General features: G+C 37.3%; 27 protein-coding genes. 18 read left to right on the top strand and 9 right to left on the bottom strand.

The features are described 5' to 3' along the window. Window positions 1-183: 183 nt before the first annotated feature. The 17 genes from RAH34_RS15790 to RAH34_RS15710 all read left to right on the top strand — a co-directional run bounded on the left by RAH34_RS15790 (window position 184) and on the right by RAH34_RS15710 (window position 13,235). A complete protein-coding gene (locus RAH34_RS15790) occupies window positions 184-588 on the top strand; it encodes a hypothetical protein (protein WP_114821710.1) in 405 nt (134 codons plus the stop codon). A 61-nt stretch (window positions 589-649) separates the two neighbouring features. After that, a complete protein-coding gene (locus RAH34_RS15785; protein ID WP_306596746.1) occupies window positions 650-1,645 on the top strand; it encodes a BtrH N-terminal domain-containing protein in 996 nt (331 codons plus the stop codon). 1 nt (window position 1,646) lies between these two features. Next, window positions 1,647-2,405, top strand: coding sequence for an ABC transporter ATP-binding protein (locus RAH34_RS15780; protein ID WP_306596745.1), 759 nt, complete (start codon window positions 1,647-1,649; stop codon window positions 2,403-2,405). Then, the gene (locus RAH34_RS15775) at window positions 2,392-3,660 is read left to right on the top strand and encodes an ABC transporter permease (protein ID WP_306596744.1); all 1,269 of its coding nucleotides are present in this window, start codon (window positions 2,392-2,394) and stop codon (window positions 3,658-3,660) included. Before RAH34_RS15780 ends, RAH34_RS15775 begins: the two co-directional genes overlap by 14 nt. Next, window positions 3,650-4,078 (top strand): thioesterase family protein, encoded by a 429-nt coding sequence (locus RAH34_RS15770; protein WP_114821707.1) that lies wholly within the window; start codon window positions 3,650-3,652, stop codon window positions 4,076-4,078. The genes RAH34_RS15775 and RAH34_RS15770 overlap by 11 nt, the downstream gene beginning before the upstream one ends. Next, complete coding sequence (locus RAH34_RS15765; protein ID WP_306596743.1) at window positions 4,075-5,241, top strand: beta-ketoacyl synthase N-terminal-like domain-containing protein; 1,167 nt, start codon at window positions 4,075-4,077, stop codon at window positions 5,239-5,241. The genes RAH34_RS15770 and RAH34_RS15765 overlap by 4 nt, the downstream gene beginning before the upstream one ends. Window positions 5,242-5,251: 10 nt before the next feature. Continuing rightward, window positions 5,252-5,791 (top strand): 3-oxoacyl-ACP synthase, encoded by a 540-nt coding sequence (locus RAH34_RS15760; protein WP_306596742.1) that lies wholly within the window; start codon window positions 5,252-5,254, stop codon window positions 5,789-5,791. 75 nt (window positions 5,792-5,866) lie between these two features. Further along, window positions 5,867-6,124 (top strand): phosphopantetheine-binding protein, encoded by a 258-nt coding sequence (locus RAH34_RS15755; protein WP_034692439.1) that lies wholly within the window; start codon window positions 5,867-5,869, stop codon window positions 6,122-6,124. Between the two features lie 83 nt (window positions 6,125-6,207). After that, entirely contained in the window at window positions 6,208-7,407 is a 1,200-nt protein-coding gene (locus RAH34_RS15750) for a beta-ketoacyl-[acyl-carrier-protein] synthase family protein (protein ID WP_306596741.1), read from the top strand. Further along, window positions 7,404-8,465 (top strand): beta-ketoacyl synthase N-terminal-like domain-containing protein, encoded by a 1,062-nt coding sequence (locus tag RAH34_RS15745; protein WP_306596740.1) that lies wholly within the window; start codon window positions 7,404-7,406, stop codon window positions 8,463-8,465. The genes RAH34_RS15750 and RAH34_RS15745 overlap by 4 nt, the downstream gene beginning before the upstream one ends. Window positions 8,466-8,617: 152 nt before the next feature. After that, window positions 8,618-9,373, top strand: a complete 756-nt coding sequence (locus RAH34_RS15740) for a polysaccharide deacetylase family protein (RefSeq protein ID WP_306596739.1) — start codon at window positions 8,618-8,620, stop codon at window positions 9,371-9,373. After that, on the top strand, window positions 9,366-9,992 hold the full coding sequence (locus RAH34_RS15735) for an outer membrane lipoprotein carrier protein LolA (RefSeq protein ID WP_034692447.1): 627 nt from the start codon (window positions 9,366-9,368) through the stop codon (window positions 9,990-9,992). Before RAH34_RS15740 ends, RAH34_RS15735 begins: the two co-directional genes overlap by 8 nt. Next, a complete protein-coding gene (locus RAH34_RS15730; protein WP_306596738.1) occupies window positions 9,958-10,593 on the top strand; it encodes a hypothetical protein in 636 nt (211 codons plus the stop codon). Before RAH34_RS15735 ends, RAH34_RS15730 begins: the two co-directional genes overlap by 35 nt. A 7-nt stretch (window positions 10,594-10,600) precedes the next feature. Continuing rightward, window positions 10,601-11,200 carry an outer membrane beta-barrel protein gene (locus RAH34_RS15725; protein ID WP_114821701.1) on the top strand — a complete coding sequence of 200 codons (600 nt, stop codon included), beginning with the start codon at window positions 10,601-10,603 and terminating at the stop codon, window positions 11,198-11,200. Window positions 11,201-11,204: 4 nt separating this feature from the next. Next, window positions 11,205-11,585, top strand: a complete 381-nt coding sequence (locus tag RAH34_RS15720) for a 3-hydroxyacyl-ACP dehydratase (protein ID WP_129040668.1) — start codon at window positions 11,205-11,207, stop codon at window positions 11,583-11,585. Further along, window positions 11,582-12,058 (top strand): hypothetical protein, encoded by a 477-nt coding sequence (locus RAH34_RS15715; RefSeq protein WP_306596737.1) that lies wholly within the window; start codon window positions 11,582-11,584, stop codon window positions 12,056-12,058. The genes RAH34_RS15720 and RAH34_RS15715 overlap by 4 nt, the downstream gene beginning before the upstream one ends. A gap of 4 nt (window positions 12,059-12,062) precedes the next feature. After that, window positions 12,063-13,235, top strand: a complete 1,173-nt coding sequence (locus tag RAH34_RS15710) for a DUF2062 domain-containing protein (RefSeq protein WP_306596736.1) — start codon at window positions 12,063-12,065, stop codon at window positions 13,233-13,235. Between the two features lie 50 nt (window positions 13,236-13,285). Here the strand turns inward: RAH34_RS15710 and RAH34_RS15705 are convergent, their stop codons facing one another. The 9 genes from RAH34_RS15705 to hutH all read right to left on the bottom strand — a co-directional run bounded on the left by RAH34_RS15705 (window position 13,286) and on the right by hutH (window position 23,100). Further along, window positions 13,286-14,539 carry a DUF3887 domain-containing protein gene (locus RAH34_RS15705; RefSeq protein ID WP_306596735.1) on the bottom strand — a complete coding sequence of 418 codons (1,254 nt, stop codon included), beginning with the start codon at window positions 14,537-14,539 and terminating at the stop codon, window positions 13,286-13,288. A gap of 6 nt (window positions 14,540-14,545) precedes the next feature. Further along, window positions 14,546-14,911: a hypothetical protein gene (locus RAH34_RS15700; protein ID WP_306596734.1), complete on the bottom strand. Its 366-nt coding sequence runs from the start codon at window positions 14,909-14,911 to the stop codon at window positions 14,546-14,548. Further along, window positions 14,908-16,596 (bottom strand): C45 family peptidase, encoded by a 1,689-nt coding sequence (locus RAH34_RS15695; RefSeq protein WP_306596733.1) that lies wholly within the window; start codon window positions 16,594-16,596, stop codon window positions 14,908-14,910. Before RAH34_RS15695 ends, RAH34_RS15700 begins: the two co-directional genes overlap by 4 nt. Before the next feature lies 1 nt (window position 16,597). Continuing rightward, complete coding sequence (locus RAH34_RS15690; RefSeq protein ID WP_306596732.1) at window positions 16,598-18,124, bottom strand: NAD(P)/FAD-dependent oxidoreductase; 1,527 nt, start codon at window positions 18,122-18,124, stop codon at window positions 16,598-16,600. A 157-nt stretch (window positions 18,125-18,281) separates the two neighbouring features. Then, the gene (locus tag RAH34_RS15685; protein WP_306596731.1) at window positions 18,282-19,166 is read right to left on the bottom strand and encodes a lipid A biosynthesis acyltransferase; all 885 of its coding nucleotides are present in this window, start codon (window positions 19,164-19,166) and stop codon (window positions 18,282-18,284) included. Window positions 19,167-19,285: 119 nt separating this feature from the next. Then, window positions 19,286-19,540: an acyl carrier protein gene (locus tag RAH34_RS15680; protein ID WP_034692469.1), complete on the bottom strand. Its 255-nt coding sequence runs from the start codon at window positions 19,538-19,540 to the stop codon at window positions 19,286-19,288. A 4-nt stretch (window positions 19,541-19,544) separates the two neighbouring features. Further along, a complete protein-coding gene (locus RAH34_RS15675; protein ID WP_306596730.1) occupies window positions 19,545-20,765 on the bottom strand; it encodes a beta-ketoacyl synthase in 1,221 nt (406 codons plus the stop codon). A 1-nt stretch (window position 20,766) separates the two neighbouring features. Then, complete coding sequence (gene fabG, locus RAH34_RS15670; protein WP_306596729.1) at window positions 20,767-21,498, bottom strand: 3-oxoacyl-ACP reductase FabG; 732 nt, start codon at window positions 21,496-21,498, stop codon at window positions 20,767-20,769. Window positions 21,499-21,579: 81 nt separating this feature from the next. Then, window positions 21,580-23,100 (bottom strand): histidine ammonia-lyase, encoded by a 1,521-nt coding sequence (gene hutH / locus RAH34_RS15665; protein WP_306596728.1) that lies wholly within the window; start codon window positions 23,098-23,100, stop codon window positions 21,580-21,582. 98 nt (window positions 23,101-23,198) lie between these two features. Between hutH and RAH34_RS15660 the strand changes: the two genes are divergently transcribed. Continuing rightward, the gene (locus RAH34_RS15660; protein WP_114821690.1) at window positions 23,199-24,455 is read left to right on the top strand and encodes an NAD(P)/FAD-dependent oxidoreductase; all 1,257 of its coding nucleotides are present in this window, start codon (window positions 23,199-23,201) and stop codon (window positions 24,453-24,455) included. Window positions 24,456-24,475: the final 20 nt, after the last annotated feature.

Here is a 24,475-nt window from a genome sequence, read left to right as displayed (position 1 = left end):
CGGGATGAATTATAATTTTGGAGATTTATTAAGGATACAGCCTCTATTTCTCAACAATAACTCCCTCAAATGTAATATGATTTACATATAATGTATTTTCACTATTTTAGCCACCTGATTAAAAGAATCAAAAAACAGGTGAGCTTATGTCATCTGGAATCTAAAAATATAAACATTATTTAGATGAAAAAACAAGACCTGCCTCAAGACGAAAGTAACCTGAAATCCGCCAACATGACTGAAGTTCTGTATGTGACGGATGAGAACGACAACTACACGACAGCAAACAGCACAGGCTGGGATGCCAAGAAAGCTGCTCTGGATGAATCTATGGAACTTATTTATGAGAGAATTGAGGAAGCAAAGCAAAATGTAGCTAATAATATAGCAAGTCCCATTGTGTATTTTATGGAACTGAACAAAATGGATCTGGGAGTCCTTGCTTCTTATGTAGGAATGTGGCAATGGAGGGTAAAAAGACATTTTAAACCCAAAGTATTCAAAACACTAAGCGAAAATGCACTGAAAAAATATGCCGATGCATTCGGTATTTCAGTGGATGAATTAAAAAACTTCAACGGAAAATAAATGAGACAAGGCTCAATATAAAGCCTGTTTTATTTGACCAATGAAAAGATACAATCAGCAAATGAAATTAAACTTTGAACACCATCAGACTGCGCATTGCGAAAACGGTGTTGCTTCTAATCTACTGCTTAATAAAGGCTTGAAACTGAGTGAGCCCATGATCTTCGGGATCGGTTCAGGACTGTTTTTCGTCTATCTCCCTTTTTTAAAGGTGAATTTTGCTCCGGGCTTCAGCTATCGTCCGATGCCGGGTGCTATTTTCAGTAAAGCAGCCAAAAGATTAGGAATTAAAATCAAAAGAGAAAAATTCTCCAATCCTCAGGATGCCCAAAAAGCTCTTGAAAGAAATCTGGAACAAAATATTCCTACCGGACTTCAGGTAGGTGTTTTCAACCTTACGTATTTTCCTGAAGAATATAAATTCCACTTCAATGCCCACAACCTTGTGGTGTACGGAAAAGAAGACGGAAAATTTCTGATTAGTGATCCTGTAATGGATTATACCACTTCCCTTTCTGAAGCAGAACTGGAAAAAGTAAGATACGCCAAAGGAGCACTTCCTCCCAAAGGACACATGTACTATCCTGTGTATGTTCCGGAAAATGTGAATCTTGAAGATGCCATCAAAAAAGGAATCAAGGATACCTGTAAAAATATGCTGGCGCCTGTACCGCTTATCGGAGTAAAAGCCATGAGATGGGTAGCCAGAAGCATCCCGAAATGGGCAGAAAAGAAAGGTACAAAAGTGACTAACCATTATTTGGGACAATTGATCAGGATGCAGGAAGAAATCGGAACCGGAGGCGGAGGCTTCAGGTTTATCTATGGTGCATTTCTTCAGGAAGCGGCTGTTATTCTTAAAAATGATGAGCTGAAGGAATTATCAAAAGAAATTACTTCTATTGGTGACCTTTGGAGAGATTTTGCCGTGGATATTGCCCGTGTTTATAAAAACAGAAACTCCAAAAGCAATATCTATAACGAACTTTCAAAAACGATGCTGCACATTGCAGACCTGGAAGAAGCTTTCTATAAAAAACTGAGAAAAGCGATCTGATATGGCGGAAAATATGATTGAGATTAAAAACTTATATAAAAAATACAAAAATTCTGATGAGTTTTCTGTAAATGATATTTCTTTAAGCATCAGCAAAAATGAAATCTACGGAATTCTCGGACCCAACGGAGCCGGGAAAACAACGCTGATTTCCATGCTTTCAGGATTAATCAAACCTACTTCAGGAAACTTCACCATTAACGGTTTATCTCCGCAGAAGGATGGTTTCAAAATAAGACAGATTATCGGAATTGTTCCCCAGGAATATGCTTTATATCCAACGCTTACTGCAAAAGAAAATCTTATGTTCTTCGGAAGCCTGTATGGTTTGAAACATAATCAGCTTCAAAAAGCCATTGATGAATCTCTGGAAATCATGGGACTTTCAAAATTTGCCAACAAGCAGGTAGGACAATTTTCAGGAGGAATGAAACGCCGCTGCAACCTCATCGCCGGCACTCTTCACAACCCTAAAGTTCTCTTTCTGGATGAACCGACTGTAGGTGTGGATGTTCAGTCTAAAAAAGCAATTATTGATTATCTTCTGGATTTAAATAAACAGGGCACCTGCATTATTTATACTTCCCATCACCTTTCTGAGGCGGAAGAGTTCTGTACAAAAATTGCCATCATCGATCATGGAAAAATTCATGCTGTAGGAACGCCTGAAGAACTTGTTTCACAGATTGCCAATGCCGAAAACCTGGAAGACGTTTTCATTTCATTAACCGGAAAAGAATTAAGAGATGTTGTTGTATAAACTGTGGAGAAGCTTTATTAAGGAAATTCTTCTGCTGAAAAGAGATATCGGGGGAATCGTCATCATCTTTGTGATGCCTTTACTTTTGATTGTCACCATTACCCTTATTCAGGATTCTACCTTTAAAAACCTTGAAGGATCAAAAATTCCAATTATTTTTATTGATCAGGACAAATCTGAAGTTTCAAAAAATATAAAAGCAGAACTGGAAAACAGCAAAACATTCCAGCTGCTGACCAACTTCAATGAAAAATCGGCTCAGGATGCTGTTTTTTCAGGAGATTATCAGATGGCGATTGTCATTCCGGAAAATTTGACGAAAGATTTAAATTCTAATATTGATTCTAAAGTTCAGACCATAGTAAGTTCATTCGGGCTGGAAGGAGATTCTGCAAAAGTAAAAACAGCAGCTCCGAAAGCAAAAGAAATTCATTTGTACTTTGACCCTGCTACCAATGCCGGATTCAAGAACTCAGTGATGAATTCTGTGAATAAAATGGTTTTTGAGATTGAAAATAAAAAGATTTACAAAGCATTCCAGGATCAGCTGGGAACAACGGAGAATCTTGACGAAAATAAAAACCTGATCAGTTTTAAAGAAATCACGCCCCAAAAAGGAGAAATGGACGTCATGCCCAACTCTGTCCAGCACAACGTTCCTGCATGGACACTTTTTGCGATCTTCTTTATTGTAGTCCCTTTATCCATCAATCTGGTAAAAGAAAAAAGCCAGGGAACAAGTGTAAGGGCAAGAATAAGCCCTACTCCTTATTTTGTCCATATTTTAGGAAAAACATTTACCTATCTTATCATCTGTCTTATTCAGTTTTTACTGATGGTTGCTGTAGGAATTTACCTTTTCCCATATATGGATCTTCCGGCTTTTGATGTATCCGGAAAAATATTCCAGCTTGTGGTAGTAACACTGTTTGCAGGATTGGCAGCAATTGGATTTGGAGTTCTATTGGGAACTATAGCTGATACGCAGGAACAGTCTGCCCCATTTGGAGCAACGTCTGTAGTAGTTTTGGCAGCCATTGGAGGAATCTGGGTTCCTGTATTTTTAATGCCGGAATTTATGCAGACCGTAGCCAAATTCTCTCCCATGAACTGGGGACTGAATGCCTATTATGATATTATTTTAAGAAACAGCGGAATTGGCGGAATTGCCAAAGAACTGGTTTTCCTTTTCTTATTCTATATTGCCACTGTAGCTATTTCTATTTTTTACGAAAAAAAACAAAATGCAGTCTAAAGAAAATATATTAACCTGTACTGAAGAAGTCAGAGTACGATTCAATGAAACAGACCCGCTGGGAATTGTCTGGCATGGGCACTATATCGTATATTTTGAAGACGGAAGAGAAGCTTTCGGTCGTCTGCATGGTCTTACCTATCTGGATATTCAGAATGCAGGATATGTAACGCCTATCGTAAAAAGTACCTGCGAACATTTTCTTCCTTTAAAGTATGGAGAAACATTCAGAATTGTGACCACTTTTATCAATTCTGTTTCTGCCAAGCTTATTTACAGATATGAGCTTTTCAATCAGGAAGACCAATTGGTATGCAGTGGAGAAACCATTCAGGTATTTCTCGATAGCAATGGAAGCTTATGCCTGTACAATCCGGAATTTTTTCAAACCTGGAAAGATAAAATGGGATTATCATGAGCAAGGAAATTTATATCACAGACTACAATTGTGTAACTCCTTTGGGTTTCAATGTTGATTCCAACTGGAATGCTCTGTTAGAAGGACAGTCGGGAGTTGCTTTACATAAAATTATAGACAATCAGGATGCTTTCTATGCTTCTATGAGTGATTCTGACAAACTGAATGAAGAGTTCAACAGATTCTTTGCTCAGCATACAAATGATTTCACAAGACTGGAAAAAATGCTTCTTTTAAGCTTACAGCCACTTGTTGAAAAACGTACTGTATCAGAAGACACCGCTTTTATCCTTTCCACCACAAAAGGAAATATCAGCCAGTTAAAAAACCAGTCCAAATTACCAGAAGGTGTTTATTTATCAAAATTAGCAGAAAAAATTGCTGATTTTTTTGGATTTAAAACAAAACCGATCATCGTTTCCAATGCCTGCGTTTCAGGAGTAATGGCGATTTCTGTTGCTAAAAATATGATTCAGGCAGGAAAATACAAAGATGCCTTTGTGATTGCAGGTGATGAGCTTTCTGAATTTGTTATCTCAGGATTCAATTCATTTCAGGCCATTGGCTCCGGACCTTGCCAACCTTATGATAAAGACAGAGACGGAATCAATATCGGTGAAGCAGCAGCAGCTGTTTATATCACCTCATGTCATTGCGAGGAACAAAGTGACGAAGCAATCTCACAAAACGAAAAATTCAGATTTAAAGTACTGGGAGATTCAGCAGTGAATGATGCCAATCATATTTCCGGTCCTTCAAGAACAGGTGACGGTTTATATGCCAGTATCAAAAATGCCATGACTGAAGCGAAAGTTTCTTCAGAACAGATCGATTTTATTTCTGCCCATGGAACGGCCACTTTATATAACGACGAAATGGAAGCCATTGCCTTCAACAGAATGGATCTTCAGCATATTCCGCTCAATAGTATGAAAGGCTATTACGGACATTGCCTGGGTGCTTCCGGTCTTTTGGAAAGTATTATCTCTATGGAAAGTGCTCTTCACAGCATTTTGATTCCTTCAAAGAATTTTAAAGAAATGGGAGTAACCCAACCTTTGAATATCATCAAGGAAAATCAAACTGCAGACATTAAATATATTCTGAAGACCGCTTCTGGTTTTGGAGGATGTAATGCAGCTGTTGTACTGGAAAAATGTTAAACTGAAAGTGATGAAGAAAATAAATACCTGTACCATAGAACAGTCAAAAATAACCGTTGACGGAAATCTTATTTTTGAAAGCCCAAGCGAAACCTTTCAGGAATTTGCCAAAGAAGCTTATAAAAGTTTAGACCTCAGCTATCCAAAGTTTCATAAAATGGATCATTTGAGTAAACTGGCTTTTCTTGCCGCTGAAACCATTTTGAAAGATGATGATCACAGCAGAACAGCTATTGTTTTTGCCAACAGATCTTCCAGTCTGGATACCGATTTCAAATATCAGGAAAGCATCAACGATCAGGATAATTTCTATCCGAGTCCTGCCGTTTTTGTGTATACTTTACCCAACATCTGTGTAGGAGAAATCAGCATTAAACACAAGATGCAGACAGAAAATGCTTTTTTTGTGCTGGATGATTTTGATGAAGAATTTTTGAATGATTATTCTGAACAGATTCTTCTATCCGGAAAAGCCGACAAAGTATTGTGTGGCTGGGTGGAATTGTATCAGGAAAATTACAAAGCTTTTGTATATTTGCTAACCTTATAAAAATGTAACAATATAACAGTGCAATGATGTAATGATCTTCATGATATGCTGAAGCGCTGATAAACCAACTGAATTATGGAAAACTTAAAAACAGAATTGAAACACAAAATTATCGAAGTTCTTAACCTTGAAGATGTATCTGTAGAAGAAATCAAAGATACTGATCCATTGTTCGGAGGTGGATTAGGATTAGATTCTATCGACGCTCTGGAACTGATTGTTCTTCTTGATAAAGACTATGGAATAAAATTAGCTGATCCTAAAAAAGGAAAAGAGATTTTCCAATCTATCGATACGATGGCAAAATTCATCGAGGACAACAGAACAAAATAAATTAATATAACAATCTAACAGTGTAACAATGTAGCAATTATTGGTAAATATTCGATTGATACATTGTTACATTATTGAATACCATGAGTCAAAAAATTGCCATAACGGGAATGGGCATCATTTCCTCCATCGGAAACAATGTGGAGGAAAATTTTATTTCATTGCAATCCGGAAAACATGGAATTTCAGATATCGAAATGTTTGAAACCCGTCATGCCGGAGCCATTAAAACAGGTGAAATAAAATTATCCAATGAAGAACTTGTACAACAGCTTCAGCTTGATGAAGACAATAATGTAACAAGAACTTCTTTATTGGGAATGATCGCTGCGAAGGAAGCTGTAGAAAGTGCAGGAATTTCAGATATCAATGGTTACAGAACCGGGCTGATCTCTTCCACCAGTGTAGGAGGAATGGATATCACTGAAAAATACTTCTACTCTTACGAAGACTTTCCTGAAAAGCAAAAATATATTGACGCTCATGATGCCGGAAATTCCTCATTGGCTATTGCCGGTTATCTGGGATTAAAGGGCATGGTTTCTACCATCAGTACAGCCTGTTCATCAGCAGCCAATGCCATTATGATGGGTGCAAAACTGATTAAAAACGGAGTTTTAGATCGTGTGATTGTCGGAGGAACAGATTCTCTTTCAAAATTTACTTTGAATGGATTTAATACCCTGATGATTCTTACGGATTCTTACAATACTCCTTTTGACAACAACAGAAAAGGACTGAATCTTGGGGAAGCTGCCGCTTTCTTAGTCCTTGAATCTGAAGAAATGGTCAAAAAAGAAAACAAAAAGGTTCTGGCTTATCTTTCCGGATATGGAAATGCCAATGATGCACACCATCAGACGGCATCTTCAGAAAACGGGCAGGGCGCATTTTTAGCGATGCAGCAAGCTCTGAAAATCTCCGGATTGGAAAAAGAAAATATAGATTATATCAACGTTCACGGAACGGCTACTCCCAATAACGATTTATCTGAGGGGATTGCCATAATCAGAATCTTTGGGGAAAATCAGGTGCCTGAATTCAGCTCCACAAAAGCATTTACAGGACATACTTTAGCTGCCGCTGCAGGAATTGAAGCCGTATTTTCAATTTTAGCTATGCAAAACAGTGTGATCTTCCCGAACCTGAATTTCAAAACAAAAATGGAAGAGTTCGACCTCACTCCTGTTACCGAATTGAAAGAGAAAAACATTAATCATGTACTTTCCAACTCATTTGGATTTGGAGGAAACTGTTCCACCTTAATTTTCTCAAAATCATGAGTGCAGTATACATCAACAGTGCATCCTGTATCTCAGTTCAGGACACTTTAAACGAAAATATTCTTCAGAACCTTGCTCCTGGAAATTCTTCAAATATCATTAAAGCGATAGAACCTAATTACAAAGAGTTCATTCCGCCTGCGATGATCAGAAGAATGTCTAAAACAGTAAAAATGAGTTCTGTAGCCTCTCATCACGCATTGAAGGAAGCTGGAATTGAAAAACCGGATGCTATCATCGTAGGAACCGGAATGGGCTGTTCGCAGGATTCTGAAAAGTTTCTGAAAAACGTGATTGATAATCATGAAGAGTTCCTTACGCCTACCTTTTTCATCCAGTCTACTCACAATACGGTAGCCGGACAGATTGCTCTGGGGTTACAATGTCATGCGTATAACTTCACCTATGTAAATACTTCTTCCTCACTGGAGTTTTCATTACTGGATGCCCAGCTTCAGATCAATGACGGAGAAGCAGAAAATGTTCTGGTAGGTTCTACAGATGAGCAGACAGACAGAACCATGGAACTTTATTGCCTAAATAATACGATCAAAAAAGAAGCTGATCTTCCTGTAGATTATCTGAATTCTAATACTGATGGCGTGATCTGGGGTGAAGGAGCCAGCTTTTTCGTTGTAGGAAAAGATAAGACCGAAAACTCTTACGCTAAGCTTAAAAATATCCATATCAGCAACACAATTGAATTGAGTGAAGTCCAGGATTTTATCCAAAAGTTCTTAGTTCAAAACAACCTTTCAACTCATGATATTGATGCGGTTATTTTAGGGTTCAGTGGAGATGCGCAATCAGATATGTATTATACAAAAGCAATGGATCTGTTTCCGGATTCAGCACAGCTGTATTATAAACATTTGAGTGGAGAGTTTAATACAGCAAGTGGTTTTTCAACCTTTATAGCTTGTCATATTTTGAAAGAACAGCAGATTCCGGAAGTAATGATGATCAATTCAGAAAAAAAGGAAAATATAAAGAATATACTTCTTTACAACCATCTGGGAGGTGATGATCACAGTTTGGTATTACTGGAAAAGGCATAATTGAAGAGGAGTAATAAAAACAGTGCTACTGTCATTCTGACGAAGGAATAATTTCTGCTTTTTATATGATAGATTCTTCATTCGCTTCGCTACACTCAGAATGACAAAATGGGTATACATTCAAGAAGTTTAACAATAAAAAACAGTCAGCAATGAAACACTATCCCTTCATCCTGTTCTACCTTTTCTGTAACGTTTTTATTTATGCGTTCCACGGAAGTATCTGGGTGTATCTGTTTTGTTTTTTTGCTTTTTCTTCAGTAGTTGTCTGGGGTTCATTTGATATTGAACTGGGCTATTTCGTCAACAGCATTACCCATAAGCGAACCAGAATCAAAGAAGTAGCACTTACTTTTGATGACGGACCTACTGAGTTTACTCCAAAGTTTTTAGACCTGCTTAACGAGCATCAGATAAAAGCAACTTTTTTCTGTATCGGAAGACAGATTGAAAAATATCCTGAGACGTTTCAGAGAATTATTGCAGAAGGTCATACGATTGGAAATCATACCTTATCGCATTCCAATTCCACAGGGTTTTTATCGACTTCAAAAATGATTGAAGAGATTGAAAAATGTGATAAAGTCATGAAAAATGTGGGAAATATCAAGACCAATCTCTACAGACCTCCGTTTGGGGTGACGAATCCCAATATTGCAAAAGCGATCAAAAAAACAAATAAAGTAAGCATCGGTTGGAATGTCCGGTCACTGGACACTATCATTGATGACGAAAAGAAAATCTACAACAGAGTGACGAAAGGCCTTAAAAATGGGAGCATTATCCTCCTTCACGACACTTCGGAAAAGACCTTTCGGGTGCTGACCAATTTATTAGTATTTTTGAAGGATAAAAAATATTCAACCTTTACTGTTGATACAGTGATAAATTCAAATAGAAATGATTAAAAATATTGCTTTCGGAGCATTCTTACTGGTTTCCGGTTTCTTTTTTGCGCAAAATACCGCAATGTCAGGAGCTGAAGCCAAAGCATTTGTATCGAAGGTTTCTTCAGACACGAAAGAAATTAAAACGTTGCAGAGCGATTTTACCCAGACCAAAAAAATGGATTTCCTGGATAAAAGTATTGTTACCTATGGAAAAATGTCTTTGCAGACGCCCAATATGCTGAGCTGGAAGTATACGAAACCATATCAGTACAGTATTGTTTTTAAAAGCAATAAAATCTTCATCAATGATCAGGGAAAAAAATCTTCTGTAGATGCGAAGAGCAAAACATTCGAAAAAATTAATAAACTGATCGTAGGAAGTTCAAACGGAACTATGTTCAATGATCCGGAGTTCACCGTAACCTATTTTAAAAACGGAAATTACAACGTAGCGAAGTTTATTCCGAAGACATCGCAGCTGTTGAAATACATCAAGCAGATTGAGCTTTACTTCCCAAAGAACCAATCGACGGTTTCCCAAGTGAATATGACTGAAGCTTCCGGAGATACCACCAATATTGTTTTCAAAAATACCAAGATCAATGCTTCCATTCCTGCGTCAGAGTTTTCTTTATAGCCTTGTTCTGATACTGGCTGTTTCCTGTAAAACGTATCAGTTAGCAGATGCAAAGCCCGTTTCTTCCTCTGAGAAAGTGGTTGAAAATTTATACTTTTCTTCCCCCGAAGATTATGTATACAAATGCCAGATGGACATTTATAAAAACCATGTGAGTGGAATTCTGATCATCAAAAAACTGAATGAGACGATGCACCGTGTCGCATTAACCTCAGATTTTGGAAATAAACTGATTGACTTTGAGGTTTCTGATGAGAATTTTAAACTGAATTATGTACTTCCTGATCTGGATAAAAAAATAGTGATCAACTTTCTAAAAAATGACTTTCAGCAGCTTCTGAAAAGAAAATATCCGGTCAGTGAAAGCTTTGAAAATGATCATTCTACAATTTACCTTTCAAAAATCGAAAATAAAAGCTATTATCTGTTTTTCAACAAAGAAAATAATTTGCTGAAGCAGATTATTTATACAAAAAACAACAAGGAGAAAATCGATTTCACTTTTGATGCAAAAAAACCTATCTTCGCAGACAGCTTAAACCTGCAGCACAAGGACTTTAAGATCAATATAAAACTATTTCAAATAACCGAGACGGAATAAATTTCACATGAAAAAAATATATTTCTTGCTTTTTGCACTTTTCTCCGCCTTATCTTTTGCCCAGGTCACTTTCAATCCGGGAATCAGAGTAGGTGCCAATATTTCACATATCTCTGACGGACCTGCTTATGAGTCCTTTTATTATAATGACAATCAGGGATATCACTATGGTACCAATGCTTATGATATCAAATCAAAAGTGGATTTCTACATAGGTTTCCAGGCCAATATCCGGTTTGCAAAATTCTATGCTCTTCAGCCGGAAATTTATTATACCCGCCAGGGCGCAAGATTTGAAAGCCAGAATCCTGCTGTTTCTTCAAAAACAGCGACACTTTCTTATGTAGGAGGAGCAGTAGTGAATAAATTCTATTTTGAAAAGTTTAATATTCATTTTGGTCCGACCTTGGAACTTCTGACAGATCATAAAAATATCGATTCCCCTATTGAGGCAGATTTGGGACTGTTATTTGGAGCCGGTTATGATATTACAAAAAATATAGGCGTTGAGGCCCGAATTAAAAAAGGTTTTGTACATATTAACAATGACAATACCAACGTAACATTCCAGGTGGGAATGTATTATACATTTAATCTTAAAAAATAAGATCATGCAAACGATTCTTACAGATTTTTATACTTTAACATCATACGATAAGACAGAAGACGGAAAATTTACCGCTCATATTCACCTGAATAAAGACCACGAGATTTTCAAAGGGCATTTCCCTGGAAATCCGGTAACTCCAGGTGTTTGTATGATGCAGATTATTAAGGAACTGACTGAGGAATTTACAGGATCAAAGTTATTTCTGAAAACAGCTTCCAATGTAAAGTTCATGGCGATTATCAATCCTTTTGAAACCCCTGATCTGGTACTTCAACTGGATATTGCTGAAAATGAAGAAGATGTTAAAGTAAAAAACACGACTTCTTTTGGCGAGACTATTGCATTGAAATTGTCTGTAAGCTATAAAAAATTACCATCATGAAACTAATCTTATCATTCTTTGCAGCATTTGTTTTTTTCTTTCAGTCTGATCTTGAAACCTTGAGAAACAGCTATGCTAAAGCCAATGAATCTAATAGCAATACACAAAACTTCATTGAAACAGCGGACAAACAATCCGGTTCTGATGCAGTCACTGTAGGATACAAGGCAGCAGCAAAGATTATGGAAGCAAAAATTGCTAAAAGCAACAGAAAATCACTGGTAAAAACAGGAGCAACAAGCCTTGAAAGCGTTATCAAAAGCAATCCAAATAATGCGGAATTACGTCTGATCAGAATGAGCGTTCAGGAAAATATTCCGAAAATTGTAGGATATCGTGGAAGTTTGAAAGATGATAAAGCTTTCCTTTTGAACAACTACAGCAAACAGAATACAGCATTAAAAGGCTATATCAAAAGGTTTGCAATGCAGTCTAAAACCATGACAGAGGCCGAAAGAGCCACTTTAAAATAAAAAAATGTTGCTTGCTGAAGTACAAAATGCTATTTCTGAAAAGAAGATTTGCGTTTTAATACCTACCTACAATAATGAAAAAACCCTGAAGAGGGTTATTAACGGCGTTCTGGACTACACCGAAAGTATTATCGTGGTCAATGATGGTTCCACAGATTCTACCGTACAGATTCTTTCTCAATATCCTCAGATTACGGTGATTTCCCTTCCGGAGAACAAAGGAAAAGGAAATGGTCTTAAAACAGGTTTCAGAGCAGCAAAGAAGTCAGGATATGATTACGCCATCACCATCGATTCGGATGGACAGCATTATCCGGATGATATTCCGGTATTTGTAGAAGCCCTTCTTCAGGAAAAAGAGGAAGTTCTTCTGATTGGCAACAGAAATATGTCTCAGGATGGGATTCCTAAGAAAAGCAGTTTCGGAAACCGTTTTTCCAATTTCTGGTTCTGGTTTGAAACCGGTATCAGGCTGGAAGATACACAGTCCGGCTACAGGCTTTATCCTTTGCATAAAATTCCAAAAAAATACTTTACGCCTAAGTTTGAATTTGAGATCGAAATCATTGTAAGAACTGCGTGGAGGCATGTTCCGGTAAAAAATGTTCCGATCAAGGTTTTATATGATCCGGCGGAGCGGGTTTCGCATTTCAGACCTTTCAAAGATTTTACAAGAATCAGTATTCTAAACACCATACTGGTAACCATCACTTTATTTTATATTATTCCGAGAAATTTCGTGAATAATTTCAAAAAAAAAAGCTTTAAAAGATTCATACAGGAAGATGTCTTAGAAAGTGACGGAAGTAACCGTACGAAAGCATTTTCTATAGCACTGGGCGTTTTTATAGGACTTTCACCTTTCTGGGGATTTCAGACGCTTCTGGTGATCAGCTTATCTGTACTTTTTAAACTTAATAAAGTCCTTGCATTTGTAGCTTCCAATGTGAGTCTTCCTCCTTTTATTCCTTTTATTATTGCTGCCTCTCTATTTCTGGGAGCTCCCTTTGTAAGTGGTGATAGTGATCTATTAAATCAGGATTTAAACTTTGAGCTGATTAAGAACAATCTTCTGCAATATATTATCGGCAGTTTTATTTTAAGCACCACACTTTCTGCTGTTGCGGGAATAGCTTCTTTTTTGTTTCTGAATAAGGTAAGCCCGGAAAACAACTAAAAAGCCCGGAATAAAGTTCCAGGCTTATTATAACAAAATTTGTAATTCAATTAATTCAGGATAAACTGAACCAAATCTTTCAAAAACTGTTCATCTACCTTCCCTTTTGTTTCATAATCTTTTGGGGATGGTTTTCCTGAGCCTGCAATAAATAAGTGACTTAATGCAGGATAAAACTTAAATACGGCTGTCTTATCATTTTTCAATGTTTCTTTCCAAAGGTTGAAATCTTTCTCAGTTACCTGATAATCTCTTCCCCCTTGTGCGAAAAACATCGGAGCTTTTACTTTTTTAACCTCATTAAGCTGATTATATTTTTTTAAGTAGTTCCAATAGGCCGCAGACTGTCCTAAAGGAAGATCCGATGACGGAGAATCCAGAGTAAATTTGGGCGAGTTCAAAAATGCAACCTGCTTTTTTACTTCCTGTACAGCCTCTACTGGAACTTTAGCGGGATCTAGAGCATGAAGATAATCATATTGCTCTACTAATAAATCCTGCAATGGTCTCGCATTTCCAGCCATAAAAACATATTTTGAAACCTGAGCCTTTTCGGCAATTTTTGGCATCATATACGCTCCCTGGCTATGCCCAAGAATGATAATCTGATATCCTTTATAATCAGCATTATTTTTAAAATAAAGAGCTGCGTTTACGGCATCATTGATCGTTTCCGCTTCTACAGTAGATTTTTCATTAAATGTCTCAGGGTAGGAATAGGTTCTTTTATCATATCGGTAAGAAGCAATTCCGTTGGCTAAAAGATATTCTGCAATGTCTTTAAACGGCTTGTTTTCCCCAATGGTTTCGTCTCTGTCATGTGCTCCTGAGCCATGAACGAAAATAACCAGTTTCTTTTTATTGTTGGAAGGAGGAAGCAACAACGTTCCATTCAGTTCAATTCCATCACTTTTTATTTTAAGTGTGGTTTTCTCGTCTGGTTTTTCAAATGTTTTATGCGGAACTAAAAAGAAGCCCAGCATTTTATTATTTTCTCCAAAAGTAATTTGAATGTCAAGTTTTGTTTTTTCAAATTCGGAATAGTAATAGTAGGTGTTTCCTTCATTATTTACTTCAAGGATATTTTTCAATCCTCCAACCTGGCTCTGAAGCTGGTCCGGTATAGCTTTAAGCTGATCCACCGGAATTTGTCCTGCTACGGAAGGATCGAAATAAGAATGTGCTTTTTCCGCATTTTTATCTATAAGCAAAGCTTTAATGAAAGTATTTCCGATCTCTTTTCTATCCTGGGAAAATGATAACAGAGCGAATGCGGTAAAGAATAAGGTTAAAAGTTTTTTCATAATCAATTATTTAAAGACCACATCAGCAAATGATAATGGTGTCATCATGATGGTAACAAATATCGAAATAATAACCAGAGCGAGCTGGGTGATATGGTATATTTTTTCTTTTTCCTCCTCATTGATTTCAAAAGTAAATTTTATTTTATCAGGTCTTCTGATAATCAACCAAATAAACACGAGAACAGCCAAATTCATCAATACGGGAAACACAAGAAAGATTTTGCTTCCATAATTGTCTTTCATACTTCCGTACCCATGAATAGTGATGGTGTCTGGTATTGAACTGTAAACGGTACACAAATACACAGAATAACAGATGATAATGACAAAAGGAATGCAGAACAGCAGTTTTATATATTTAGGGATCATTTCAGTTTCTTTAAAGTTTTCTTCAGGTATTTTTCAACATTTTTTCTGTCAGGAACTGTTGTAATTTCTTTCGTCAATGCTTTTTCAAACTCCATTTTTGCCTTTGAATATTCTTTTTTGCTAAAATAATACTTTCCAGATTGATAATAGACCAGCCAAAAATCAGGGTTCATAGCCTGATACGATACGATTACATCATCTGTCAACAGCGTGTTTTTATCATCAGCAGCCTCGTTGATTTCTTTACCGTACATTTTGGACAGTTCATAGTGTTGAAATTCTTCAGAATCAGCAAACGGATCTCTCGCAATATTCAGTTCTGTTTTCGCCAGCAGACCTTGCGATAATGGCTTACCGGAAAAAATCTCATTCAGGTCATAACAAACAAATTCTCCCAGCTGATAAGGATTGGAAGAAACCCAAACCAGTTTTTTCTGAGGCGAAAATATAACGGCATGGTGAGCCAATAGCTGATTGAGTGCTTTTTCATTTCCATAACCGATACTTTCCTCTTTTAAGCCGGATTTATTTCTTAAAATGGAAGCCATCTTTTCGGGAGTGATCTTCTTTTCTTTCTGCAAAAGCTCCTGAAGCCTTTCATAACGGTATTCAGAATGGCTTTCTTCAATCTGCTTCTGATTTCTTTTGTCATCTTTATAAGCTTCAGACTGGAAATGATTGGTGCAAAGAACTCTGCTGGTATTCTGCACGCTGTACACTCCGAAATTTTTAGGTGAAACTTCAATAATGACTGCATTTTTATCTGCTGCACTTCCCACAAGAATGGATTCTGAAACAAATACCTTTCTTTTTTTAGCAATGGCAATGGCTTCTTCTATATTTTTAGCATATTGTAAAATCTCTCTTGTAACCAGGGAAATAGGAGTCTTTGCCGTTAAAGGAATTTTTGATTTTCCGGCATTAATGGTCACGGTAATTCCTTCTTTATTCATTCCGGAAACCACACCAATCATTCCCGGCCAGCTTACCGACATATAGGGAATTCCTTCTTCGGGCTGCACAAATTCTACCAGTTTATTTTTAGCAAAATCATCTCCCACATAAAAGTCGAAATTTCTTCCAATCAACAAATCTCCATCTTCCGTATTCTCATTCCATACAGCAAGAGATGTACATCCTACCATGGCAAGATCCTGCATGGCATGCCCGATATCATGAGCTCCGTGCAGGTAAAGGTTTCTTAAATATTTGGGAGCAATAAAGTCATACTGATCGGATGAATATTGTGACAAGCCAAATAATTCTGCCTGATAATCTTCTCTTACATTGAGGTACATTTTTCTGTTGTACCATTTTAAAAAACCTCTTAGCAGTCCTTGCCTGAATTTTGAGGGTACAAAACCTTCCACTTTTGAAAAGAAAATGTTCTCCTGTTTCTGCATTAAGCTTTGGGTCAATGCTCCGCTGTTATATCCAAGCTGCAAAGGGTTTCCTTTAATATAAAGTTCCCAGAGCTGCTGTTTGTTTTTGGTAAGATAATTCTGATTGTAGCTGAATGTACTGTCATTGATCTGGTTTACTTTCGGAACTTCCAGAGCATATTGTTGTACTTCGGGAATATGTTTGACAGACTTTGAGATTCCGCAAGATGTGAGGAAAACACAAAAAGTGAGATAAAGAAAAATTCTTTTGTGAGATGAATAAATGGTTTTAGTTTTTTTCACTTTAGTTTTTATTAATCATTTGAGTCAGCCGCATGTCTATCGTTTCTTTTCCGATAATCTCAGCACAGGTATTAAAAGCTCCGATAGTAACGCCTAAGATCCCATGCATATTCACGGATTGCCCGGTCAGAAAAAGATTGTCAATTTTAGTACGGGGAGAAACCATCGTTTTAAGGGGATTCTCCGAGCTTTTCATGTATCCGTACATATTTCCTTCACAATTCCCGATATAGTCCCGATAAGACAAAGGAGAGGAAGTATAGAGTGTTTTAATGGCATGCCTTACATTCGGAATTTTCTTTTCCAGCGCATCAAGCATTTTTTCTGTTTTTTCAAGCTTAAATCTTTCATAAGCATTTCCTCTTTCATGTTCATCGGCAACGGTATTGAAGGTATTTTCCCATTCTTTAACCTCATCAAAATCCATATACGATATCGCCGTCAGACTTTCTGCGAATTCAGGATGACGTTTCGAAGGTGTAGAAGAAAGCATAAACGTTTCCGGCCACGATTCTTTCCGGTATTGGAATGCATTCCAAACCTGTTCTTCAGAAGAGTAATGATATCTGTTATAATTAAAATTCGGAAGATAGTGAGGTTTTAAAACAAGGTAAATGCTAAAGCACGATGAAACCGGCTTCCAGCTTAAAACCCTGTTCAGAAAGGACTTTTTAAGTCTTTCTTCACCAATAAGTTTAATCGTGGAACGGATTTCTATATTTGAAATAAATTGTTTGGCAGTGTATTCTTTTCCTTTTTTTGTTTTGACAGAGGTCAGTGTATTATTTTCATTAAAAACAAATTCTGAAACTTCCGAATGCTTGTGTACTTCGGCTCCATATTCCCGAAGTTTTCTGATTAAAAGTTTAGAAATCTGACTTCCTCCTTTCACACATTTGTAAGCACTTTGGATATAAGAATTTACCGTCAGAGCATGTACATAAAAAGGAACATTCTCAGAATCTCCCGCATATAAAAAGTTGGAACCTAATAAAACCGACTGAAGTTTTTTATTCTGGGTAACAGATTCAATGAATCTTTTAGTATTGAGGTGCAGGATTTCTTCGTTGTAATTATCTTTTCCCACCACATGATATCTGGGAAACTGGCTGCATACATACTGAATTTCTTCACAATAGGTTTCAAGATTTTCTTTTTCTTCGGGAAAATACTTTGAAAGCTGTTCAACAAAATTCTGATAGCCCTGTGCATGAGGATATTCTATTTCATCTTCTCCAAAACTGATTCTGTCATAGCCGTCTTCATCCATCAACTGAAGCTCAAGATCATCCATGATTTCAAGATAGGAAAAAAACTGGTTCAGATTCTGTCCTTTGGATAAACCTCCAAGATAATGGACTCCGGTATCAAAAATAAGTTTATCTCTTGAAAAGGTCTGCAGATTTCCTCCATATTGGTTATTTTTCTCCAGAACGCATACTTTCAGACCTTCTTTCGCTAAAATAAGAGCTGAAACAAGACCTCCCAATCCGCTGCCGATTACAAGTATGTCATATTCTTTCTTCAAAAGAGAATGTGCTTTTAATAATTAAGAAACAGTGAATTTAAGATATTTAAAGATTACTTTCGTAAAGTAAGCAAAGAATTTTTTTTGGTTATCTTAAACCTCGGTACATCTTAATGGTTTTAGTTTTTATTCGTTTTATGGGATAAAAATAGAAAAATTAATCAACATCATCCCAAAAATCAAAATAATTAAACCATTGAAGCGGGTATTTTTTCACCATAGTTTCAAGATTTTGCACATACGACTGTAAAAGCCCTTGTGAATCCCGGTTCTTGATATTCTGTGCCACTCTTGCATACAGATGGTAATGAAGATTATTCTCTTTCATCACATAAACATATACTACCGGAACACCTAATCTTGAAGCGATCAAAAACGGGCCGGCCGGAAATTTTGCACTTTTTCCCAACAGTTCTGCCTCCAGATATTTGGATCCTTCGAAATAACGGTCTCCGGTAAAGCAGATAAGCTCATTATTGGACAAAGCCTGATTGATCTCAAAGATATGAGACATGTCGTCTTTTACATAAATGAACTTGATATTGCTCTCTTTTACAGCAACACTTTCAAGATATTCCTTGATGACGGTAACTTCCTGATCTGTAGTGACCAGATTGATCTGACAGTCGAAATCAATATCAGCAAAAAAATGCTCTGCAATTTCAAAATTACCGATATGGGCACTGATCAGCACTCCTCCTTTTTTAGCGGCTAAAAGATTCCTGAGGTTTTCAATACCGTCAAACTCATAAGTATATTTTTCTCTGAGTCCGGCAGAAATCGCGGTTTTATCAATTAAAACTTTTCCGAAAGTAAAATAGCTTTTAAAAATAGAAGCTTTGGATTTCCAGTATCCGTAGTTCAGTCTTTTCTGGAAATAATAAAGAATGTATTGGTTGCTTTTCTTCTGAAACAGGGAGTAATAGGCTGCTACAAAATACAGCACACCATATGAACTTCTGATCCCGATATTTCTAATACACCAGACGAATATTCTGTATCCGAGTACTGTTCCTTTAGATTTACCTTTCCACTTGTTCATATCTAGAATTTAATATAACAGAGAGCCAATGTAATAATACCTTTTTGAAGTGTCCGTTACCGGATCACTGTGATATTGTTACATTGGCACATTTTATAGAATAAAGATTTACTCAATAACTACGCGTTTTTTTCAGCAATCTTATGTTCAATCGTTGTATAGAAATCATCAAATGTTACCATTTTTTTGAAATCTGCTTCTCCTAATTTCACCCCGAAATTGGATTCAATCACGACTACCATGTCGATATAATCCAAGCTGTCTAAGCCCAGTGTATTTTTAAGGTTGGCATCGTTACTGATTTCGTCTCCGTCTACCTCGAATTCGTTGACAAGAAAATCATTAACAATAGCAACAATTTTTTCCCTTTCCATGTTTTTAATCAAATTTTTTAACTATTAGTGCAGAATTGGTTCCCCCAAACCCAAAAGAATTCGACAAAAATACATCAATTTTTTGATTTTTTGTTTTTGCGACTAAATTTATCTTTTGTGCTTCATTATCAGGGTTTTCCAGATTGATATTGGGAGCCACAAAATCGTTCTGCATCATCAGAATGGAGTAGATAACTTCACTTGCACCTGCCATCCAGCACTCGTGTCCGGTCATTGATTTAGTAGAACTTACCGGAACTTCGCTACCGAAGATCTCATAGATGGCTTTCGCTTCGTTGGCATCACCAATTGGAGTAGAAGTTGCATGAGCGTTGATATAATCGATGTCTGAAGCTTTTAATCCTGACTGTTTTAAGGCTCTGTCCATTGCTAAAGCCGGCCCGTCTACATTAGGCGTTGAAATATGACCTCCGTTGGAAGAAAAACCGTAACCGATAATCTCGGCAATGATAGGTGCTCCTCTTCTTTGGGCAGATTCTAAGCTTTCAACAATCAGACTGGCTGCTCCGCCACTTGGAATCAATCCGTCTCTTTCTGCATCGAAAGGTCTTGATGCTTTTTCAGGCTCATCTTCTCTGGCTGAGAACACTCCCAATCCGTCAAAACTCGCCATGGAATATTTGTTGGTTTCCTGAGCACCCCCACAGATAATCATATCCTGAAAACCATTTTTGATCATCATATAAGCCAGTCCCAAAGAATGAGAACCGCTTGCGCATGCTGCGCTAATGGTAAGATTGATTCCTTTCAGTTTAAAAATGGTTGAAAGGTTCATCGTTACCGTTGAGTTCATCGATTTGAAGATCGCTCCCGATCCCATCAATGTTGTATCTTTCTTTTCCCTTGCAATATCGATAGATTCTACGACTGCCTGGGAAACACTGTCGTTTCCGTATAAGATCCCCACTTCATGAGCATCTAAGAATTCTTCGTCCAGATTCGCCTGTTTTAAAGCATCCAAGGTAGCAAGATAAGCATATTCGCTCTCCTCTCCCATGCTGACACGCTGGCGTCTGTTTAAAAGATTTTTCAGATCAGGCTTCGGAACTACTCCTGTAAGGCCAGACCTGAAACCAAATTCTTTTCTGTCCTGATCTAAAACAATACCGGATTTTCCTTGATATAGGGATTCCCTGACCTCTTCTAAAGACGTCCCGATGCAGGAATAAATTCCCATTCCGGTAATTACAACCCTATTTTCCATGTTATGAATAAATTCCTCCGTTAATATTAATCACTTCTCCTGTTATGTAGGAAGATTTTTTAGATGCTAAAAATGCGACAAGGTCCGCCACTTCTTCTGCTTCTCCGAATCTGTTGGCAGGAATCATGGCTTTCAGTTCTTCTTCATTAAATTCCTGAGTCATATCTGTTTTGATGAAACCAGGAGCTACGGCATTGACGGTTACATTTCTTTTGGCAACTTCCTGAGCAAGAGCCTTTGTAGCTCCTACCAAAGCACCTTTCGCAGCAGAATAATTTGTCTGACCGGCGGTTCCTTTTACTCCGGATACAGAAACCATATTGATGATTCTTCCGTATTTGTTACGAAGCAGCTTTTGAATAAAGAAATTAGTCACATTGAAGAATCCGTCGAGACTTGTATTGATCACACTGTTCCAGTCTTCCTTCTGCATCCACATAAAAAGACCGTCTCTTGTGATTCCGGCATTATTGACGATCACTTCTACCACAGCGTCAGGGTTTTTCTCCTGCCACTCCGTTAAAACAGCATGTGTTTCTTCGGTGTTTCCTACATCAAATTTAAGAATTTCTCCGGTAGCGCCCAATTCTTCCACTTTAGACAACGTTTCTTTGGCTGCCGTTTCATTTGAAGCGTAGTTGATAAGGATGTGATAGTTTTTCTCTTCAGCCAGTTTTATACAGATTGCTCTCCCGATTCCTCTGGAGCCTCCTGTTACAATTGCACATTTCATGCGTTAGTGTTTATATCGTTTTTAGTTTTTTAAGTTGATGCTGGAAGCCTTTTTTAAAAGACAATTGATGGCAACCAATAGTTACATTCCTTTCAGATATTTCTTTACTTCCTCCAGATACGGATACATGACCATATCATCTGAAAAAGCAGGAATAATTTTTCTGATATCATCATACAGTTCTTTTGTAGAGGATGAAACCTTATCCTGGAATCCAAGATATTCAACCGCCTGAATGATGGTAATCGCTTCAATAGCCAAAACTTCAAAGGCATTTTCAATGACTTTTCTGCAGATTACAGCAGCGTTTGTACCCATACTAACGATATCCTGGTTATCATTATTGTTTGGAATGCTGTGAACATACATAGGATTTGACAACATCTGGCTTTCTGCTGTAGTAGAAGTTGCCGTAAACTGTACTCCCTGCATCCCGAAATTGAAACCTAATTTACCTAAATTGACAAAAGGAGGCAAAATTTCGTTGATTTTGGCATTCAGAAGGTAGTTTAGCTGTCTTTCTGCAAGCATGGTAAGTTTGGTTACCACAATTTTAAGCTTATCCATTTCCAGAGAGATATAATCTCCGTGGAAGTTTCCTCCGTGATACACATGTTGGTCTTCAACGTTGATAATTGGGTTATCATTCGCTGAATTGATCTCATTTTCAAGAACTTTCTCTGTGTATTCCAACGTATCCAATACCGGACCTAGAATCTGAGGAACACATCTTAATGAATAATATTCCTGAACTTTTTCCTTGAATACTTTTTCCTGTTCTTCAAAATGGGTATAAAGATGTTCTTCTCTTTTTCTGATCAGTTTACTGTCTGACAGATGAGCACGCATTCTTTCTGCCACTTTCTGCTGACCGTAATGTTTCTTAGTTCCGTTCAATGCTGCTGACAAATGATCATCATAAGCCTGTACAATTTCATTGATGGCACAAGACAGTCTGAGAGAAATATCTGTAAGCTGATTCGCTTTATAAGCATTTACGATACCGATTCCTGACATTACGGAAGTTCCGTTCATCAAAGCAAGACCTTCACGGATCTCTACTTTGATCGGTTCTAATCCTTCAGTTTCAAAAACTTCTTTGGTAGATTTTCTTTCTCCTTTATAAAATACTTCTCCTTCTCCAATTAATACCAAAGCCAGGTGAGCCAGCTGAACAAGGTCACCACTTGCTCCTACTCCTCCATGTTCAAAGATCAGTGGAGTAATATCTCTGTTGATCAGCTCCTGAAGAAGATAAATAACAGACTGGTGCACCCCTGAATTCCCTAATGATAAGGTATTCAATCTTGCCAGCATACATGCTTTTACTTCTTCTGCAGGTAACGGATTCCCGATTCCTGAAGAGTGGCTTCTGATCAGGTTATACTGAAGCTGGTGGGTGTCTTCATCACTGATTTTAAACTGAGCCATGGGCCCAAAACCGGTGTTCACACCATATATTACTTTATTTTTTGAAAACTCTTTTAAAAACTGAAAACTTTTATCCACTCTTGATAAAAGTGATTCATCCAGTTCTATTTTTTCATTCTCAATGATAATTTTTTGAAAGTCTTTCAGTTCTAAAAAGTTATTTATTTTCATCAATTAAAAGTAATAGTTGATAATTTTGTAAAATATTAATTATTTGTCACTAATTTTGCGGCAAAGATAAAAGTTATTATTAAAATAAAAAATCAAAGATGAGCAAAGAATTTGTTGATGTTCTTGTAATCGGAGCCGGACCCTCCGGATGCGTGTCTTCTTCGTACCTGAAGAACAATAACGTCAGCGTAAAAGTAGTCGAAAAGACAAAATTCCCCAGACTCGTAGTTGGAGAAAGCTTAATTCCAAGGGTAATGGACCACTTTGAAGAGGCCGGACTTTTCCCTGCATTAGACAAAATGGGCTTTGAAAAAAAGCTTGGAGCTCGTTTTCTTCGTGGTGAAGAAGTCTGCATTTTTGATTTCAGCAACAAATTCGGAGAAGGCTGGGACTGGACCTGGCAGGTTCCGAGAGCTGATTTTGATAATACGCTTGCTCAGGAAGTCATAAATAAGGGAATTGATCTTGAGTTTGAAACTGAAGTGATAGACATCAAATTTGACGGAACAGATTCTATAACTACGGTAAGAAACAAGGATGGAGAAACAAAAGAGATCCATGCTAAGTTTGTTATCGATTCCAGCGGCTACGGAAGAGTACTGCCTCGTCTTCTTGATTTGGAGAAACCTTCAAAACTATCTCCTCACTCTGCCATTTTCTCTCATGTGAATGATATCAACAGAGAACCGGGAGAGGAAGGAACTTTGATTTCTTTTGACATTATTGAAACAGAAGTATGGCTTTGGGTAATTCCTTTTTCCAACGGAAATACAAGTTTAGGAATTGTAGGCCCTACTGAATATATCGACAAATTATCTGAAAACGGAGATACAACGGAAGCTTTAAGAAAAGCGATTTCTCTTTCTGAATATTATGTAAAACGTTTTGGGAATGTGGATTTCCTTTTTGAACCTAAACATCTGAAAGATTATTCCTGTTCAGTAAAAAGTTTATTCGGAGACGGATTTGCTTTAACGGGGAATGCTTCAGAATTCCTTGATCCGGTATTCTCTTCAGGAATGGCTTTTGCTACAGAATCCGGAATGTTGGCCGCCAAACTGGCATTAAGACAATTAAACGGAGAAAAAATTGACTGGCAGAAGGAATACACAGACTACATTTTATATGGAGTGGATGTTTTCACAACGTATGTAAAAGAATGGTATACCGGAAACCTTCAGGAATTATTCTTCCATCAACCGGAAAATCCGGACGTAAAGAAAAAGATCTGTGCTGTTTTAGCAGGCTATGTCTGGAATAAAGACAATCCTTTTGTAAGAAAGCATGATACAGTTATTAAAAACCTTGCAAACCTGATCAAGTTGGAAAAACAGGAACAGCAAAATCAAGCATAAAAAAACGGTCTGAACATTCA

The sequence above is a fragment of the Chryseobacterium sp. WLY505 genome, assembly GCF_030846215.1.
In the GTDB taxonomy this organism is placed as follows: Bacteria; Bacteroidota; Bacteroidia; order Flavobacteriales; family Weeksellaceae; genus Chryseobacterium.
The sequence above is the reverse complement of the archived record's forward strand: the minus strand, read 5'-3'. Positions and strand labels throughout refer to the sequence as shown.